Source organism: Vibrio fluvialis, assembly GCF_900460245.1.
Taxonomy (GTDB): Bacteria; Pseudomonadota; Gammaproteobacteria; order Enterobacterales; family Vibrionaceae; genus Vibrio; species Vibrio fluvialis.
The window spans coordinates 2,870,579-2,887,740 of the sequence record NZ_UHIP01000001.1; the positions used below are offsets into that span (position 1 = coordinate 2,870,579).

The 17,162-nt window shown below is 55.2% G+C and carries 15 protein-coding genes; 6 read left to right on the forward strand and 9 right to left on the reverse strand.

Annotated features, from left to right (window positions below):
- Entirely contained in the window at positions 1–951 is a 951-nt protein-coding gene (locus DYA43_RS13515) for a Kdo(2)-lipid IV(A) acyltransferase (RefSeq protein WP_061057016.1), read from the forward strand.
- An 85-nt stretch (positions 952–1,036) separates the two neighbouring features.
- Here the strand turns inward: DYA43_RS13515 and pyrE are convergent, their stop codons facing one another.
- Both pyrE and rph read right to left on the reverse strand, forming a co-directional pair.
- Entirely contained in the window at positions 1,037–1,678 is a 642-nt protein-coding gene (gene pyrE / locus DYA43_RS13520) for an orotate phosphoribosyltransferase (RefSeq protein WP_004728401.1), read from the reverse strand.
- 150 nt (positions 1,679–1,828) lie between these two features.
- Positions 1,829–2,545, reverse strand: a complete 717-nt coding sequence (rph, locus tag DYA43_RS13525; RefSeq protein ID WP_020332543.1) for a ribonuclease PH — start codon at positions 2,543–2,545, stop codon at positions 1,829–1,831.
- 215 nt (positions 2,546–2,760) lie between these two features.
- Here rph and DYA43_RS13530 point away from each other — a divergent pair, with 215 nt between their 5' ends.
- Positions 2,761–3,627, forward strand: coding sequence for a YicC/YloC family endoribonuclease (locus tag DYA43_RS13530; protein ID WP_047463205.1), 867 nt, complete (start codon positions 2,761–2,763; stop codon positions 3,625–3,627).
- Between the two features lie 196 nt (positions 3,628–3,823).
- On the forward strand, positions 3,824–4,312 hold the full coding sequence (locus DYA43_RS13535) for a TIGR00645 family protein (RefSeq protein WP_038130135.1): 489 nt from the start codon (positions 3,824–3,826) through the stop codon (positions 4,310–4,312).
- A 40-nt stretch (positions 4,313–4,352) separates the two neighbouring features.
- On the opposite strand, the gene DYA43_RS13540 is transcribed toward DYA43_RS13535, so the two are convergent.
- The 4 genes from DYA43_RS13540 to DYA43_RS13555 all read right to left on the reverse strand — a co-directional run bounded on the left by DYA43_RS13540 (position 4,353) and on the right by DYA43_RS13555 (position 10,366).
- Positions 4,353–6,515, reverse strand: a complete 2,163-nt coding sequence (locus DYA43_RS13540; protein WP_061057017.1) for a TonB-dependent receptor — start codon at positions 6,513–6,515, stop codon at positions 4,353–4,355.
- Positions 6,516–6,690: 175 nt separating this feature from the next.
- A complete protein-coding gene (gene fhuB, locus DYA43_RS13545; RefSeq protein WP_061057018.1) occupies positions 6,691–8,664 on the reverse strand; it encodes a Fe(3+)-hydroxamate ABC transporter permease FhuB in 1,974 nt (657 codons plus the stop codon).
- Positions 8,661–9,590: an iron-siderophore ABC transporter substrate-binding protein gene (locus DYA43_RS13550; RefSeq protein ID WP_061057019.1), complete on the reverse strand. Its 930-nt coding sequence runs from the start codon at positions 9,588–9,590 to the stop codon at positions 8,661–8,663. Before DYA43_RS13550 ends, fhuB begins: the two co-directional genes overlap by 4 nt.
- Positions 9,581–10,366 carry an ABC transporter ATP-binding protein gene (locus DYA43_RS13555; protein WP_061057020.1) on the reverse strand — a complete coding sequence of 262 codons (786 nt, stop codon included), beginning with the start codon at positions 10,364–10,366 and terminating at the stop codon, positions 9,581–9,583. Before DYA43_RS13555 ends, DYA43_RS13550 begins: the two co-directional genes overlap by 10 nt.
- Positions 10,367–10,525: 159 nt before the next feature.
- Here DYA43_RS13555 and DYA43_RS13560 point away from each other — a divergent pair, with 159 nt between their 5' ends.
- Positions 10,526–12,355: an ABC transporter ATP-binding protein gene (locus DYA43_RS13560; protein ID WP_061057021.1), complete on the forward strand. Its 1,830-nt coding sequence runs from the start codon at positions 10,526–10,528 to the stop codon at positions 12,353–12,355.
- Between the two features lie 47 nt (positions 12,356–12,402).
- Here DYA43_RS13560 and DYA43_RS13565 read toward each other — a convergent pair whose 3' ends face one another.
- From DYA43_RS13565 to recQ, 3 genes are all read right to left on the reverse strand, one after another.
- On the reverse strand, positions 12,403–12,762 hold the full coding sequence (locus DYA43_RS13565; RefSeq protein ID WP_061057022.1) for a hypothetical protein: 360 nt from the start codon (positions 12,760–12,762) through the stop codon (positions 12,403–12,405).
- 102 nt (positions 12,763–12,864) lie between these two features.
- On the reverse strand, positions 12,865–13,167 hold the full coding sequence (locus DYA43_RS13570) for a DUF3630 family protein (protein WP_044367001.1): 303 nt from the start codon (positions 13,165–13,167) through the stop codon (positions 12,865–12,867).
- Positions 13,160–14,995: an ATP-dependent DNA helicase RecQ gene (recQ, locus tag DYA43_RS13575; RefSeq protein ID WP_044367003.1), complete on the reverse strand. Its 1,836-nt coding sequence runs from the start codon at positions 14,993–14,995 to the stop codon at positions 13,160–13,162. Before recQ ends, DYA43_RS13570 begins: the two co-directional genes overlap by 8 nt.
- 239 nt (positions 14,996–15,234) lie before the next feature.
- On the opposite strand from recQ, the gene rarD reads away from it, so the two are divergent.
- Together rarD and DYA43_RS13585 are read left to right on the forward strand one after the other, a co-directional pair.
- The gene (rarD, locus tag DYA43_RS13580) at positions 15,235–16,152 is read left to right on the forward strand and encodes an EamA family transporter RarD (protein ID WP_061057023.1); all 918 of its coding nucleotides are present in this window, start codon (positions 15,235–15,237) and stop codon (positions 16,150–16,152) included.
- 207 nt (positions 16,153–16,359) lie between these two features.
- On the forward strand, positions 16,360–17,160 hold the full coding sequence (locus DYA43_RS13585) for a helix-turn-helix domain-containing protein (RefSeq protein WP_024374646.1): 801 nt from the start codon (positions 16,360–16,362) through the stop codon (positions 17,158–17,160).
- Positions 17,161–17,162 lie beyond the last annotated feature (2 nt).

Genomic DNA, 17,162 nt, shown 5'->3' on the forward strand with positions numbered 1-17,162 from the left:
ATGAGTCAAGACAAATACGGCAAACCTCAATTCACCCTGTCTCTGCTGCACCCTAAAAACTGGGGCGTGTGGCTGGGATTCGGCACCCTCGCGCTGATCGTTAACCTGCTGCCTTATCCTGTATTGCTGAAACTCGGCCAGAGCTTAGGCTTGTTGGGCATGCGTTTGGGTAAAAAACGCGTGCACGTCGCCAAACGTAACTTTGAACTGGCGTTTCCTGACAAAGGCAGCGACGAGATCGATCAGATGGTGGTCGAGAACTTCAAAAACACCGGTCTGGCACTGATTGAAACCGGCATCACCTGGTTCTGGCCCACCTGGCGGTTCAAACGTCGTATTGTTGAGAAAGACTTGGCGGTCTTGCGCGAATACAAAGCCAACGGCCAAGGCGTGCTGCTGTGCTGCGTGCATGCCCTCAACCTGGAAATTACCGCGCGTGCGTTTGCCGTGCTGGGTCTGCCGGGTTATGGCGCGTTTCGCCCGCACAACAACCCCGCCTACAACTTCATTCAGTATTGGGGCCGCACACATAATGGCAACGTACTGATTGACCGTAAAGACGTGAAGAAAATGATTCGCGTTATGCGCCAGGGTGAGCTGCTGTTCTATTTGCCAGACCACGATTACGGGCGTAACAAATCGGTATTCGTACCGTTTTTTGCAGTGCAAGATGCGTGTACCACCACCGGCACCAGTATTCTGGCGTACACCAGCCACTGCGCCATCGTGATGGGTTCAGGCTTTCGTAACGACGAAGGCAAGTATGAGATTTTGGCTGACATCGCGGTGGGAGACAACTACCCACAAAAAGATGAAGTCGCCGCCGCGGCCTATATGAATAAGTACGTGGAAATGGTCATCATGCGCGCGCCAACGCAGTGGATGTGGCTACATAAACGCTTTAAAACCATGCAGGATCCGAATGTGCCGAAAGGCATCCGTTACCAATAATGCCTGCAACGCCAGCTTGAAATAGAAAGCCCACCAATCGGTGGGCTTTTTGTTGTCCGTCCATTCCCCTTTGAGGAGATCGGTATCAGATACCGTATTGCGCGCGGTACGCTTTCACCGCGTCGAGGTGTTCGCGGTTGCCGCCTTGCTCTTCCAGATAGGTGATAAGGTCGGTCAGGCTGACAATCGAAATCACCGCGCAGCCAAAGTCACGCTCAACTTCCTGAATCGCCGATAATTCGCCTTTGCCTTTTTCCTGACGGTCAATCGCCACCAGCACACCGGCCAAATCTGCTCCGTTGTTCTGAATGATTTCCATCGACTCACGAATCGCCGTGCCCGCGGTAATCACATCGTCTACCAGCATGATACGGCCTTCCAGCGCGCTGCCCACCAGATTGCCACCTTCGCCGTGATCTTTGGCTTCTTTGCGGTTAAAGCAGTATGGCGTGTCCACATCGTGGTGATCCGCCAGTGCTACGGCGGTGGTGGTCGCAATCGGAATCCCCTTGTAGGCTGGGCCAAACAGCACATCGAACTCAATCGCTGAATCCACCAGCGCCGCCGCATAAAAACGGCCGAGGCGCGCTAAATCGCGGCCAGTGTTGAAAAGACCAGCGTTAAAGAAATATGGGCTTTTACGGCCAGACTTCAAAGTAAACTCACCAAATTTCAGTACTTCCTTTTCTAGGGCAAACTCAATAAATTCACGCTGGTATGCTTTCATCACTTTCTCTCTATATTTACATGGTTCTGGTTTGAGCATCGTCAAACTCAACGGTGGACGCTTACACCAGTAAACGCCCAAGGTTTCTTGCTGCCGCTCACGCGGCAAAAAATTCAGACAAAAAAATAGCCCCCAATTGGGAGCTAAATATCAATTCTCTAACGACGCCTTCTGCGCCGAGACGATATCTGCAATGCCTTTCTTGGCCACCGCCAACAAATCAAGCAACTGTTCGTGACTGAACGGTTCGCCTTCGGCCGTGCCCTGAATTTCGATCATCTTGCCTTCTTCGGTCATCACCACGTTCATATCGGTGTCTGCCGCCGAATCTTCAACGTATTCGAGATCGCACAATACGTCTTGACCCAGAATCCCCACTGAAACTGCCGCGACATGGCCTTTCATCGGGTTCTTCTTCAGTTTGCCGTCCGCGACCAGTTTGTCGAACGCATCAGCCATCGCAACACTGGCACCAGAAATCGATGCGGTACGTGTGCCACCATCGGCTTGAATCACGTCACAGTCCACAGTGATCATCAGTTCGCCCATCGCTTCCAGGTCAACCACAGCACGCAGACTGCGCGCGATCAGACGCTGAATTTCCATGGTACGACCGCCTTGCTTGCCGTTCGCCGCTTCACGACGTGTGCGCGAATGGGTGGCGCGTGGCAGCATGCCGTATTCTGCGGTTACCCAGCCTTTGCCCTGACCTTTCAGCCAGCGTGGCACGCCTTCTTCTACCGTTGCGTTACACAGCACTTTGGTGTTGCCGAATTCCACCAGCACAGAACCTTCTGCGTAGGCCGTGTAGTGACGAGTAATGTTAATCGGACGAACCTGATCCGCAGCGCGGTTATTTGGACGCATAAGGTTTTTACCTGTGTTGGGTGAACCGCCATCGAGGGGGCGGATTTGATTGGGGCAGAATTATAGCGGAATTCGAACGTCAATCCTAGGTTTGCGTCCCATCGCTACACCAAGTTGGCCACGCAACTGGGAAGTGCATCTCGCCACCGCAGGGTTTTTCTATGCTAGTATTAGCGCCAGTTCATTTAAAAAATTTCAAAACCAAGGACATATCGATGATCTACAGCATGACGGCGTATGCACGCAAAGAAGTCAAAGGCGATTGGGGCAGTGCCGTGTGGGAAATTCGCTCGGTTAACCAACGCTATCTGGAAACTTACTTCCGCCTGCCGGAGCAGTTCCGTGGCCTGGAGCCCGTGTTACGCGAACGTTTCCGCCAGCGTCTGGCGCGCGGTAAAGTCGAATGTCACCTGCGTTTTGATGCCAACCCTGCAGCGCAAAGCAAGTTAAACATCAACGAAGCGCTGGCCGAACAAGTGATTAAAGCAGCCAGCCAAATCATGCACATGACCGGCGAACTGAGCCGTATCAACCCGTTCCAGGTCATGCAGTGGCCGGGCGTGATGGAAACTCCTGAGCAGGATATGGACGCGATCAACAAATCACTGCTGGAAGGTTTTGACGAAGCGGTGAGTGAATTCATCGAAGCTCGTGGTCGCGAAGGCGAAAACATGAAAGCGCTGATTGAGCAGCGTCTGGATGGCATCAGCGCCGAAGTGGTGAAAGTGCGCGCGCGCATGCCGGAAATCATCGACTGGCAACGTGAACGTCTGGTCAGCAAATTTGAAGAAGCCAAAGTGGAGCTTGACCCGAGCCGCATCGAACAAGAGCTGATTCTATTGGCGCAGAAATCCGATGTAGCGGAAGAGCTGGATCGCCTCGATTCGCACGTCAAAGAAACGCGCAATATTCTGAAAAAAGGTGGCTCGGTCGGTCGCCGCCTCGATTTCATGATGCAGGAGTTCAACCGCGAGTCGAACACACTGGCTTCCAAATCGATCAGCACCGACATCACCGCCTCTGGCGTAGAACTGAAAGTGCTGATTGAGCAAATGCGCGAGCAGATCCAGAACATCGAATAATCGCCGCCGTACACTTGCCAAGCCCTGCTTTTGCAGGGCTTTTTGTTTTCTGCCTGCTGCGATTTCGCTCCTCAGGCAATGGAAAAATTTTACCGTTTGCCGATAGTCAAACCCGCGGCAATCAGAGTAATATCGCGCCATTACGGTGGGCACTGTGCGCACCGCTGTCTAATAACAACAAATCGGCTTCTTCATGATGGAAAATTTAGTGGAAAAACTTTTGTATTCAGCGCGTTGGATTATGGCGCCTATTTATCTTGGCCTCAGTTTGGTTCTGCTGGCGCTGGGTATTAAATTCTTTCAGGAGGTGTTTCACCTGCTGCCTATCATCTTCTCAATTAAAGAAGTGGATCTGATTCTCGTCACTCTCTCGCTGATTGATATTTCGTTGGTTGGCGGCCTGATCGTGATGGTGATGTTTTCCGGTTACGAAAACTTCGTTTCGAAGCTTGATGTGGATGAGAACGACGACAAGCTGGGCTGGCTGGGTAAACTCGACACCAGCTCACTGAAGAACAAAGTGTCAGCGTCGATTGTGGCGATTTCGTCGATTCATCTGCTGAAGGTGTTCATGAATACCGAGCACATCGACAGTGAAAAAATTCAGTGGTACCTGCTGCTGCACGTCACGTTTGTATTGTCGGCCTTCGCCATGGGCTATCTGGACAAGATCACCAAGAAGTAATGATAAAAAAACCAGCCGAAGCTGGTTTTTTTGTGGGTCATCAGAAGTCGTAGCTGGCTGACAGAACAAACGTGCGTGGCGCGCCCTGCACCAGGTAGTTGCTGCCCGGGTAGCCACCCGCTGAAGCCCAGTAGCTCTTGTCGGTCACGTTGTCGACACGTGCACGCAGCGTCAGTGCATTATCACCCAGCTTCATGCCGTAACGCGCTCCCAGGTCGAAACGAGTCCACGATGGCAGTTCCAGTGAGTTGTCCGCACTGGCGTACTGAGAGCCGGTGTACAACGTACGACCTTCCAGAGTCAGGCCTTCAACAAACGGGGTGGCCCACTCAATGTTGACGTTGGCCTGCACTTTCGGCACACCGATCGCCTGTTTACCTTCTGTAGTTGCATCTGCGTTTTTGACTATTTCCGCATCAATCAGCGTCACACCGCCCAACACTTTCACGCTCTCAATCGGTTCACCAAACGCAGACAGTTCGATACCGCGGTTACGCTGCTCGCCATTGTCGGTATAGTAATTGTTGCTGTCGTACATGTAACTTGGCTTACTGATTTGGAACAGGCTCACCACGGCACCGTAGCTGCCATTGTCGTATTTCGCGCCCACTTCATACTGTTCAGAGCGGTTTGGTTTCAACACCTCTCCAGTCGGGTTACTGCTATCTGCTGGTGCTGTTTCACCGGGCAATAATGCTTCAGAGTAATTAGCATACAGGGAGATATCCAGCGTTGGCTGATAAACGACACCCACCGACGGAGTCAGTGCAGTTTTGCTATAGTCACCCGTCTTTTCGCCAGTACTATAATCAAAACTCCTGGTTTCCAGACGCTGCAGGCGCGCGCCCAGCATCACTTTCACCTGATCATCAAATAGCGACAAGGTGTCTGCCAGCGCAGCACTGCTGTAAGTCACGCGTTCGGTTTCTTTTGGATCGCTGAGCGAACCGCCGTAGTACAGACCGGCAAATTGCTCGAGTGAGTCATAGTCGTACAGTGAGCCAACGTCAGTGCTGGATGACATCACGTAGGCGTTTTTCGAACGAGACTGATAGACTGAACCCGACACCACCACAGTGTGACCCACACTGCCGGTTGAGAATTCATGACGTACACCAGTATCCCCTGACATGACGGTGTCTTCACGCACGTTCTCAAACAAGTAAGCCGTCAGGTTGCCATCGGCATCCGCCGTTGGGTTAGCCAGCAGGTTGTGTTCTTTACCGCGGCGCATGCCGCCAGCAATCCAACCGGTCGTCTGGCTGGAGAAATCGTATTCGCCACGCACAACACCAAACAGTTGTTTTTCGTCAGTGTAAGTCCAGTCCTGCGCGTAGTTGGCCTCTGAACTTGGTAACGAAGGAATTGCGCTGCCCGGCGTCACACTTGGGCGCGGCGCATCAATGTGATGATCCTGATAGCCAAGATCGGCGGACATACGGAGATTTTCACCTTGGTGGTCAAAGCCCAAGCTCAGCACACCCAATTGGGTTTCCTGATCGTCCACAGCGTCATCACCGTTACGCGCCACGACGTTCACACGCACACCATTTTCCTGATTATCACCAAAACGGCGGGCCACATCCATCGCGCCATATGCCTGACCACCGGATTGCGTACCCAGCGTAACGCGGGTCAGCGGTTCACTACCCGCCCGTTTTGGAACCAGGTTAATGGAACCACCGATCGCACTGCCGCCCGGCGCTGCACCGTTGACGAACGAGTTCGCACCGCGGAACACTTCCACGCGCTCCAGCATCTCTGCCGCCACATACTGACGAGGCAGAATACCGTACACACCGTTCAGCGTCATGTCGTCGGAATAGACCGGGAAGCCGCGAATCATGTACAGCTCCTGGAAGTTACCGTAACCCACAGCCTGACGCACCGTCGGGTCATTTTTCAGCACATCGCCGACACTTTTGGCCTGCTGATCTTCGATCAGCTTCGAAGTGTAGTTACTTGATGAAAAAGGAGTATCCATGAAATCTTGGTTGCCGAGAATACCGGCGCGGCCTGAGCGTGCAACCTGACCACCCTGATAGTCGCCACCTAAGTCGACCTGAGAACCCACGATGGTGATGACCTCTTTCGCTTCACTGCTTTGTGTGGCGGTTTCTTCCGCGCCAACATAGCCAGTTTGTCCAAGCGCGAGCGCGGCAACCACACCAAGCCCGACTGGAGAAAGACGGAACGATTTCATAAATACCCCTGCTTTAATTTATAAACTAATCATTAAAATTTTTACGAATGATATTGTCAATGAGAACGATTTGCAATGTCATAAAAATAATCAATGCGGGGAAAAGTGAGATAACTATCAGGAAAACCGAAGGAATCGCGCCGCCATTCCTTCTGGTGTGCAAAGGGAAACGAGATCAGCGCTTCGCCAGACGATTAACAATCAGCAGCGCGAGGAAATACAGCGCGCCGAGAATCGCGACCAGCGTGCCGGCGGCAATCTGATTCGGAAACAGCAATACCTGCCCGAGCCAGTCTGACCACAGCATGGTCGTCGCGCCAATCAGGCTGCCGAGCAGCAACTGCGCTTTGACCTGCTGCGCACCGAGCATGCGCGCCAAATGCGGCGCGATCAGGCCGACAAAGGCCACCGGGCCCATGGTCGCCGTCACCACGGCGCACAGCATGGCCACCAACACCAGCAAGCCGAGCGACATCCAGGCGCTATTGAGGCCGCGTGCCGTCGCAAACGAGCGGCTGATGGAAATCAGCGTCAGCGCGCGGCTGCTCATCAGGCTCAGGACAAACAGCACCAGCACCAGACCAGACAGCAGTGTCGCTTGTTCGGCGGTCACTCGGTAAGTCGACCCTGCCAGCCATTGCAGAATTTTGTAGCTGTCCTGATTGCCTTTCGCCAGACAGAACTGCACAAACGCCTGCAGCAGCGCAGTCATCGCGATCCCGGTCAGAATCACACTCGATGGCGCGAACTGATGTTTTCGCCCGAGCAAGATCAGCACCAACAGCACCGCCAGACTGCCTGCCAGCGCCGTCCCCCACTGGGTCGACAGCAGCGACTGGCCAAGAAACAAGCTGGAGAACACCAGCGCAAATGTCGCTCCGGACGACACGCCGAGAATATCCGGGCTGGCTAACGGGTTGTAAATCAGACGCTGCAAAATGGTCCCCGCCAGCGCGAGGCCAATGCCGGTGCACAGCGCTGTCAGCGCACGCGGCCAGCGCAGCGACCACTGATAATCACTCGGCAACGCCAACCAGGTATCCGCACTGTCTGGCTGATAACAGAAATAGAGCGCCACTCCTACCATCAAGAGCGCGGCGACGGTGACGCTCAGCCCACGGCTGACGCGCTGACGCGAGCCCGGCAGCGCCACGGCAATGCCATCCTGCGCTTTCAGCTGACGGCGACTGAACCAAATCAGCGCAGGCGCGCCAATGGCGGCCGCGGTCACACCGCTCGGCACCACCTGGCCAAACCATAAGGTCAGCCACTGTGCCAGCATGTCCGTCAGTAGCAGTAACAACGCACCAAACACGACACTCGCCACCAGCTCCATACGCGGTGTCCGCGCGCCAAGCGCACGCACAATATTGGGGGTCAGCAAGCCGATAAAACCAATCAGGCCGACAACCGTAATCGACGCGGACACCAGCCAGATGCCGATGATCATCAGCAGGAAAAACGCCGGAATAACCGACAATCCACGCGCCTGCGCGCCCTGATGACCCAAGCGCAGCAGCGTCAATACGCGGGGCGCCAACAGCAACAGCAGCAACAGCGGCGATAAGCGCGGCACCAACCACTCGATCATCTCCCAGCCATTCTGCGCCAGGTCGCCTGCGCCCCACATGAACACGTTCTGCGCGTAATCCTGATGCAGCAAAATGATCGCGCCGGCAATCGCGCCAAGCAGAATGTTGATCACCATACCGGAGATCACCATCGGTAAACCGGTCATGTTGTCCAGCCCGGCGATCAGCAGAATCAGACCGAATGCCAACAGCGCGCCAGTCATCGCCGCCAGCGCACTGTAATCGGCAATGGCATCTGGCCACCAGATGCTGACAATGATCAGTGCCAGCCAGGCACCGGACGACGTCCCCATCGTCAGCGGAGAGGTCAGCGAGTTCTGGGTCAGCTGCTGCATCAGGCTGCCGACCAGCCCGAGCATGGCGCCGACAATCAGCGTCATCACCAGCCTTGGCAGTTGCGCGTAAGCAAAGTTGAAATCATCAAACGATTCAGCCAGTTGCGGACTCCCGATCAGGCTCCACTGATGACTGAGCGCTAATGGCTGATTGAACTGCAGGCTCGCCAGTGCGGCGGCGGCCAATAACATCACCACCGCGAGCAGATGTTTGGCACTCATGACGCGGGAGCCATTTCAAGCAGGCTGGCGGTGATGGCTTCCGCGGTATACAGCAGTGACATCGCGCCACCATAGCTCCAGACCGACTCGACCGAGTTGACATGTTGCTGGCGCACAAACGGCATCGCTTTCCACAGCACCGAGGTTTTCAGTTTTTTCTCTTCATTGAACGGTTCGATGTAGAGCACATAACCATCACGCACGTTACGTAAATCAGCGATCGGCTTTTGCACGATGCCCCACTGCTGCGGCGCTTCCACCAGCGCCGGAGTCAGGCCGAGTTTTTCCACCACGTAGAACGCCATCGAATCTTGGGTGTAGATAAAGGTCGATTTGGTGTCGGCAAAACGCATCACCAGAGTGCGCGGCAGCGGCGAGCCAAAATGCGTATTGAGCTCGGCTTTCAGTTCGGCAAAACGCTGGTCCATCATGGCCAGTTTTTGCTCGGCGAGCGCTTGCTGACCAAACACCTGCGCCAGTTGTTTAAATTGGGTGATCGCCACTTCGGCTTGCGCGTCATTGGCGCTGAAATTGGTGTAGAGCAACACCGGCGCGATTTGCTCCAGACGCGGTTTGAGATCGCGCTGTGAACCGGTGATCAGAATAATATCGGGTTTCAGTGCCGCGATTTTTTCCAGATTGGGTTCGCCGCGCGTGCCGACATTTTCCGCCGAAGCCGGAATAGCCGGCTTCACCACCCAGTCACGGTACGAATCGGCATCGGTGACCGCAATCGGCGTCACACCCAGTTCAATTACCTGCTCGAGCAGGCTCCAGTCCAGTACCGCCGCACGCTGAGGCACGGCATTCAGCGTCTGCTTGCCGAGCGAATCGCTCACCTCAATGGCCGCCAGAGCGGAAGATACGCCGCAGACCAACAGGCCAAACAGCAGCAGAGTTTGCTTCACAGTCGATTTCAGGCACATACAATCGCGACCTTATTGGTAGTGGCCTCGCTCACCGCATGTGGGTGATCGATCAGCGTAATCGGAGTTTGGTACAAATCGGAGAGCCGCTGCTCATCAGCCAGCGTCGTTGCCGGGCCGTCAAAGGCAATCCGCCCTTGCTTGAGCGCAACAATATGGGTCGCGTAGCGCAGAGCCAGATTGAGATCGTGCAGAATCACAATAATGCCGCAGCCCTGCTTCTGATTCAGTTCTGCCAGCAGCGCCATCAGTTGGTACTGATGCTGCACATCCAATGCCGAGGTCGGTTCATCCAGGATCAGTACCGGCGATTCTTGCGCGAGCAGCATCGCGACCCAGGCCCGCTGACGTTCACCGCCCGACAGCTCATCAACGAACGTATCGGCAAACGCACTGACGCCGGTTTTGTCCATCGCCGCTCTGATAATATCGGCATCCTGCTGACGCCAGAAGCCGAGTGCGCCGCGCCAGGGAAAACGGCCAAGACGCACCAGTTCCCGTACCGTCAGTCCCGCACTGGCAGGCAGTTTTTGCGGCAGGAATGCGACGGCTTTGGCGAGCGATTTGCTGCTCAGAGACGTCAGCGGCGCGTCATTCAGCCATACCGACCCGGTATCCGGTGCCTGTTGACCGGACAGCAAACTGACCAGCGTTGATTTGCCGGAGCCATTGTGGCCCAGCACCACCGTCAGTTCGTTGGTGGGGATGTTCAACTGCTCAATCGCCAGAATACGACGACCTCCGCGGACCATCTCCACGCCAGATAGGGTGAACATTCGCTTACCTCCCGCCTCTCAGATCACCCAAAGGTTATTGAGAACCGTTTTAATTATCATTACTATACCAATTCCGCCATTTTACTGATTATTCTGTCGATGAAAAGTCAGTAACCACATTCAAATTGCAACTACTCCTCAAAGAGCAAGGTCACTTTCATGTTTCACTGGTTTGAAAATCTCACCAACGCGTTTCCGGATCACGAGCCGCAACAACCGCCCAAAACCCTGTTTGGCTTCTGTCGCTATTACACGCGCGGGTTTGAAAAACCGCTGCTGCTGATGTCACTGCTCAGCGCCTGTGTGGCGATTGCGGAAGTCACGCTGGTGCGTTACATGGGTGAACTGGTCGACATGCTGAGCAACAGCTCACGCGCCAACTTCTGGGCGGAAAACGGCAGCGCGCTGCTGTCGATGGCGCTGTTGGTGTTGGTGGTGATGCCGGTGCTGGCGTTTGTGCACTCCAACCTGCTGCATCAGGCGATCCTCGGCAACTACCCGATGTCGATTCGCTGGCTGGTGCACCGTTACCTGCTCAAACAGAGTGTGGGATTTTTCCAACGTGACTTTGCCGGGCGCGTGGCCACCAAAGTGATGCAGAGCGCCCATTCGGTGCGCGAAGTGGTGATGAAACTGGTTGATCTGTCGGTCTACATCGCGGTCTACTTCGTCTCGATGCTGGTGATGATTGCCAGCGCCGACGACGTGTTGGTGTTGCCGATTCTGGCATGGCTGTGTCTGTATATTCTGATCCAGGTGTTCTTTATTCCGCGCCTGAAACGCATCTCTACCGCTCAGGCCGACGCACAGTCGAGCATGACGGGCAGCATCGTCGATACTTACACCAACATCACCACCGTGAAGCTGTTCTCGCATTCGCAGCGCGAAACCCAACACGCGCAAAAAGGGATGAAAAACTATCTGGCGACGGTGTATCAGCAGATGCGCACCCTCACCAGCCTGCTCTACAGCGTGGATTTGATTAACTACCTGCTGCTGTTTTCGATGGCGGCGCTGTCGATTCACTTGTGGCTGGCGGAAAGCGTGACTGTCGGCGTGATCGCGATTGGCATCAGCATTGCGCTGCGCCTACAGGGCATGTCGAAATGGATCATGTGGGAAATCCGCGGCATGTTTGAAAGTATCGGCATGGTGATCGACAGCATCAACACCATCGCCAACGACATTGAAATTGAAGACGCGACGCACGCCAAACCGCTGGCTGTCACCCAAGGCGACATTCGCTTCCATCAGGTTGGTTTTCAATACAACGACCAGAAAGCGGTGTTTGACGGGCTCGATCTGCACCTCAAACCGGGCGAGAAAGTCGGCATTGTCGGTCGCTCCGGCGCGGGCAAATCGACGCTGGTTAACCTGCTGCTGCGCTTCTACGATTTAAACGCCGGCCGGATTGAGATCGACGGTCAGGACATCGCGCAGGTCACGCAAGAATCGCTGCGCCAGCAAATCGGTATGATCACCCAAGACACGTCACTGCTCCACCGCTCGATTCGTGAAAACATTCTTTACGGCAACCCGCACGCCAGCGAAGAAGAGCTGATCCACGCCAGCCGTCAGGCTGAAGCGCACGATTTCATTGAACTGCTGCAAGATGAAAACGGCCACTCAGGCTACGACGTGCAAGTGGGCGAACGCGGGGTGAAACTGTCCGGCGGTCAGCGCCAGCGCATCGCCATCGCGCGCGTACTGCTCAAAGACGCGCCGATCCTCATCATGGACGAAGCCACCTCTGCGCTGGACTCGGAAGTGGAAGCGGCGATTCAGGAGAACCTGGACAAGCTGATGGAAAACAAAACCGTGATTGCGATTGCGCACCGTCTGTCGACGATTGCCGCCATGGACCGTTTGATTGTGATGGACCAGGGCCACATCGTCGAACAAGGATCCCACCAGGAACTGCTGGCGCAAAACGGCGTGTACGCGCAGTTGTGGGCGCACCAGACTGGTGGCTTTATCGGCGAAGCCTAACTGATGAGACAGAAAAAGCCCCGTTTGGGGCTTTTTTTATGCGTCCGCTAGGCGTCTTCAGCGCAATGCATGCGATGAAACACGCGGTGAATGATCGGCGCAAACAGCGTGGCGAGCGCAACGAAGAATACGGTTTCGATGAACAGGCTATAAAACGCGAGAAACAGATGCAGCGACGCTGATTGGTGAAAATCCGCCACCGGATACGGCAGCTCCAGCCCGCTGACCATCGACAGCGCATTGAGCCACGCCTGCACAGCGGTGAGTTCCGCCAGCAGCAGAAAACCGAGCACGCCCGGCAACAGGCCCAGCAGCAACAAACCCAGCGCGATCAGCGCGTAACGGATACAGCGCCCGATAAAACGCTCAAACGAAATGACATCCTGATGAATGGATTCCAGACGCATGGTGCTCTCCTTGTTCTAAGCCGAGTAGGAGTAGCATAAGCGTTGAAAAATAAAGAAAAAGGAAAATGGCGACGAGATGGAACAGCCGTCGCGCTTTGGCACTCAGATGCCGCGGCGCAGTAAACTGGCGATAAAATCGAGCTCTTCTTTGGCCAAGCCTTCCCCCATGGCTTCGAGCCACACACATTCGCTGTAGTGTTCGGCACGCAGCATCAGGTGGCAGCCTTCAAAATCAATCAGCCACGAGTGCAAATCGGCATCGCTCTGCTTTTCCAGCACGCGCGCCGACAACAGCGCGACCAAACGCTCACCGAGCGGCGGAAAGGAGTCAAAATCAAACGCGGGCGTTGCCACAATCAGGCGGCCGTCACTGGCCAGATAATCACGTAAACCAAACTCAGCCATGATAGGTCAGATGCTCCTGAATTAAGTCCAAAAACGGGTCGGCGTATTTTTCCAGTTTGCGCTGGCCCACACCGCTCACCGCCAGCATTTCGCCATACGATGTCGGCAGAATGTCCGCCATATCAATCAAAGTCGCGTCACTGAACACCACGTACGGCGGTAACCCTTCTTCATCGGCAATCGACTTACGCAGCTTGCGCAGTTTGGCGAACAGTTTCTTGTCGTAGTTTTTGCTCGACAGTTTATCCGCTTTGGCCGCGCGCACCGCGGTATCCAAACGCGGCACCGCCAGTTCCAGCGACATATCGCCGCGCAGCAGCGGACGCGCTTCTTCGGTCAGTTGCAACGTCGAGTTGCGCGTGATGTTCTGATGCAGCATGCCTTTGTGAATCAACTGGCGGAAGATACTTACCCAGTAGTCGTGGCTGTGATCTCGCCCGAGCCCGTAAGTCGAAATCTTGTCGTGGCCATGCTCGCGAATACGAATGTTCTGCATGCCGCGCAGCACTTCCACCACATAGCCGATACCAAAGCTCTGATTGACGCGATAGACACACGACAACGCTTTGCGCGCCTCTTCGGTGGCATCGAAATGTTTGGGCGGATCGAGGCAGATATCGCAGTTGCCGCACGGCTTGTCGCGATATTCGCCAAAGTAGTTGAGCAGCACCTGACGGCGGCAGGTTTGCGCTTCGGCAAAGTTGCTCATGGCGGTCAGCTTGTGGGTTTCCACCTGCTTTTGCGGGCCGTCGCTTTTCTCATCCAGCATACGGCGCAGCCAGGCAATATCTGCCGGGTCATACAGCATCACGGCTTCTGCGGGCAAGCCATCGCGGCCGGCGCGGCCGGTTTCCTGATAATAGGATTCGATGTTGCGCGGAATATCAAAGTGAACCACAAACCGCACGTTGGGTTTGTTGATGCCCATGCCGAACGCCACGGTGGCGACTACAATCTGAATGTCGTCGCGCTGAAACGCTTCCTGCACATACGCCCGTTCATCGGCGTCCATCCCGGCATGATAGCCAGCGGCGCGAATGTGGTTGTTGCACAGTTTTTCCGTCACCATTTCCACTTTCTTGCGGCTGCCACAGTAGATGATGCCGCAATGGCCTTTTTGCGTGTCGAGGTAACGAATCACCTGCGACACCGGCTTGTGTTTTTCCATCAGCGTGTAGCGAATGTTCGGCCGGTCAAAGCTGCCGAGATAAACGTGCGGGTCAGTCAGGTTGAGGCGCGACAGAATGTCGCTGCGGGTGGCATCGTCGGCGGTCGCCGTCAGTGCCATGATCGGCACCTGCGGAAACTGCTGTTTGAGCTGGCCAAGCGCCGCGTATTCCGGGCGGAAATCGTGTCCCCACTGGGAAATACAGTGCGCTTCATCGACCGCAATCATCGCCAGCGGCAGGTTGTGCAAACGCTCGATAAATTCGCCGGTCAGCACGCGCTCTGGCGACACATACAGCAGCTTGAGTTGGCCGGAATGCATGCGATTGTAAATGCCAATCAGCGCCTCGCGGCTCTGGGTCGAGTTGACGCACTCCGCTGCCACGCCGTTGGCTTTAAGCTGATCGACCTGGTCTTTCATCAGCGAAATCAGCGGCGAAATCACGACCGTCACGCCTTCGCGCGCCAATGCCGGAATCTGATAACAGAGCGATTTACCACCGCCAGTGGGCATGATCACCAGCGAATCACGACCCGCAACAGCCGATTCGATCACTTCCTGCTGACCATCACGAAAAGTCTGGTAGCCAAACACATCGCGCAGAATGGTCTGCGGATCGGGCAACGCGTCGGATTGTTCAGCGATTAAAGTAGCGGTCATGCTGGGTCTCAGTGGCGGTCTGCAAGCAGACGATTGGGCATTTCAATAAGCCGGATATTGTAGAGGCGTTTAGCGGTGAATTAAACCGCTATTGGCAAAGTAATTGCGCCGCAAGCGTGGGCAACGTGCTCAGGCCAGAACGTGCGTTGGCACATAATGGTTCGAGGAAAACGATTTGCCCTGTATACTGCCCGGTAACTCGCCACCCTTCGGTGCGCGATCTTAGTGAGAAGTAAAGCATGACACCCGAAGAACAACAAAACGCCAAAAAAGGCGTGATACTGGCCATCAGCGCCTACACCATGTGGGGCATTGCGCCCATCTATTTCAAAGCGATCAGTTCGGTTTCCGCTCTGGAAATTCTCAGTCACCGCGTGATTTGGTCTTTCTTCCTGCTGGCCGCGCTGCTGCATTTCGGCCGTCAATGGCGCAGTGTAGTGAGCGTATTCCGCGACAAAAAGAAGATGGTCTATCTGCTGACCACTGCTCTGCTGGTCGGCGGCAACTGGCTGATTTTTATCTGGGCGGTCAACGCCAATCACATGCTCGACGCCAGTTTAGGTTATTACATCAACCCGCTGCTCAACGTGGTGCTCGGCATGCTGTTTCTCGGCGAACGGCTACGTAAATTGCAGTGGTTTGCGGTGGCTCTGGCAGCCATTGGCGTCGCCATTCAGTTGGTAGTGTTCGGCTCGGTGCCGATCGTGGCGTTCTCGCTGGCCATCACCTTTGGTTTGTATGGCCTGCTGCGCAAAAAAGTCGGCGTGAATGCGCAAACCGGCCTGTTTATTGAAACGCTGGTGCTGGTGCCTGCGGCGGCGATTTATCTGCTGTGGATTGCCGACTCGGCCACCAGCTCCATGCTGGTGAACGACTGGCACCTCAACCTGCTGCTGATCTCAGCCGGTATCGTCACCACGCTGCCGTTGCTGTGCTTTACCGGCGCGGCGACTGAGCTCAAACTCTCGACGCTGGGCTTTTTCCAGTACATCGGCCCAAGCCTGATGTTCCTGCTGGCGGTATTGGTGTACGGTGAAAACTTCAGTGCTGACAAAGCGATTACCTTTGCCTTCATCTGGAGCGCGCTGGTGATCTTCAGTGTCGATGGTCTGACCCAAGGGCGCAAACGACCATTGGCCAACGCGGTCGCCAAGTAACGCGGCGGCGAAGCGCCACCGCACAGAAATAATTTCGCGCTGAAGCCATTCAGCGCTGAAAACACATCGCAACGGCGGGTGATCGTTTTTTACAAGACAAACGGCGCCCGCCTCGCTACGCTAGAAGTGTTTGACGACTTTTTCACCACTGTTTCACTCTATGGCGTGCCGCTGTGCATGCCTTCAGCGCCGGGCACACACATCATCATGGACAAAGTTCGCTACAGTACCACCCCTCATCAGGCGATCAGTCTGATTGAAGCGGACTATCATGAGTTCGCGTTCGAGCGCCATTATCACCTCGATTTTCACCTCGGGCTCATCACTCAGGGGCAGCAGCGTTTTCTCCATCAGGGCACACATCACAACGTTGGCCACGGCGAGCTGGTGATCATGCCACCGGATGAACTGCACGACGGCCGTTCACTGCTCGATTCCGGCTATCAGGTACGCGTGTTCGCGATTGAACCCGAATGGTTTCACCAAACGCTCGAACTGAGTAAACCCAGCGATGTGATGAGCTTTGATCGCCTGATCGTCAGCGACCAGCAAGTGTTTGCGTCCCTGACCCAGTTGCATCAGAAACTGGCACAGCCGGATTTGTGTCAACTCGCCAAAGATTGCCTGCCGTATGAAGGGTTTTCCGGTTTAGTGTCGCGCTATGGTGCCATCAAAGAAAAAGATGCCGTCGCGCTTGGCACCCAGTCGCTGGCCACCTTAAAAGAGTATCTGCTCGCCAACCTCGATCAGGCCGTGCGCTTAGAGCAACTGGCCACCTTGTGCAATCTCACGCCAACACAATTGCAGCGCCATTTTAAAGCGCGCACCGGCATGACGCCGTATGCTTGGCTGACCCGCCTGCGTCTTGAGCAAGGCATGAAGCTGGTGAAAGCGGGACTGCCCGGCACCGACGTGGCTCATCAGGTCGGCTTTTACGATCAGGCGCATTTCACCAAAGCGTTCAAACACACCTACGGCGTCTCTCCTTCCGCGGTCAACTCGCACTGAGT

Coding starts and splice junctions, on each gene's coding strand:
- DYA43_RS13515 (WP_061057016.1), top strand. CDS start 1: ATGAGTCAAGACAAATACGGCAAACCTCAATTCACCCTGTCTCTGCTG.
- pyrE (WP_004728401.1), bottom strand. CDS start 1,678: ATGAAAGCATACCAGCGTGAATTTATTGAGTTTGCCCTAGAAAAGGAA.
- rph (WP_020332543.1), bottom strand. CDS start 2,545: ATGCGTCCAAATAACCGCGCTGCGGATCAGGTTCGTCCGATTAACATT.
- DYA43_RS13530 (WP_047463205.1), top strand. CDS start 2,761: ATGATCTACAGCATGACGGCGTATGCACGCAAAGAAGTCAAAGGCGAT.
- DYA43_RS13535 (WP_038130135.1), top strand. CDS start 3,824: ATGGAAAATTTAGTGGAAAAACTTTTGTATTCAGCGCGTTGGATTATG.
- DYA43_RS13540 (WP_061057017.1), bottom strand. CDS start 6,515: ATGAAATCGTTCCGTCTTTCTCCAGTCGGGCTTGGTGTGGTTGCCGCG.
- fhuB (WP_061057018.1), bottom strand. CDS start 8,664: ATGAGTGCCAAACATCTGCTCGCGGTGGTGATGTTATTGGCCGCCGCC.
- DYA43_RS13550 (WP_061057019.1), bottom strand. CDS start 9,590: ATGTGCCTGAAATCGACTGTGAAGCAAACTCTGCTGCTGTTTGGCCTG.
- DYA43_RS13555 (WP_061057020.1), bottom strand. CDS start 10,366: ATGTTCACCCTATCTGGCGTGGAGATGGTCCGCGGAGGTCGTCGTATT.
- DYA43_RS13560 (WP_061057021.1), top strand. CDS start 10,526: ATGTTTCACTGGTTTGAAAATCTCACCAACGCGTTTCCGGATCACGAG.
- DYA43_RS13565 (WP_061057022.1), bottom strand. CDS start 12,762: ATGCGTCTGGAATCCATTCATCAGGATGTCATTTCGTTTGAGCGTTTT.
- DYA43_RS13570 (WP_044367001.1), bottom strand. CDS start 13,167: ATGGCTGAGTTTGGTTTACGTGATTATCTGGCCAGTGACGGCCGCCTG.
- recQ (WP_044367003.1), bottom strand. CDS start 14,995: ATGACCGCTACTTTAATCGCTGAACAATCCGACGCGTTGCCCGATCCG.
- rarD (WP_061057023.1), top strand. CDS start 15,235: ATGACACCCGAAGAACAACAAAACGCCAAAAAAGGCGTGATACTGGCC.
- DYA43_RS13585 (WP_024374646.1), top strand. CDS start 16,360: ATGGACAAAGTTCGCTACAGTACCACCCCTCATCAGGCGATCAGTCTG.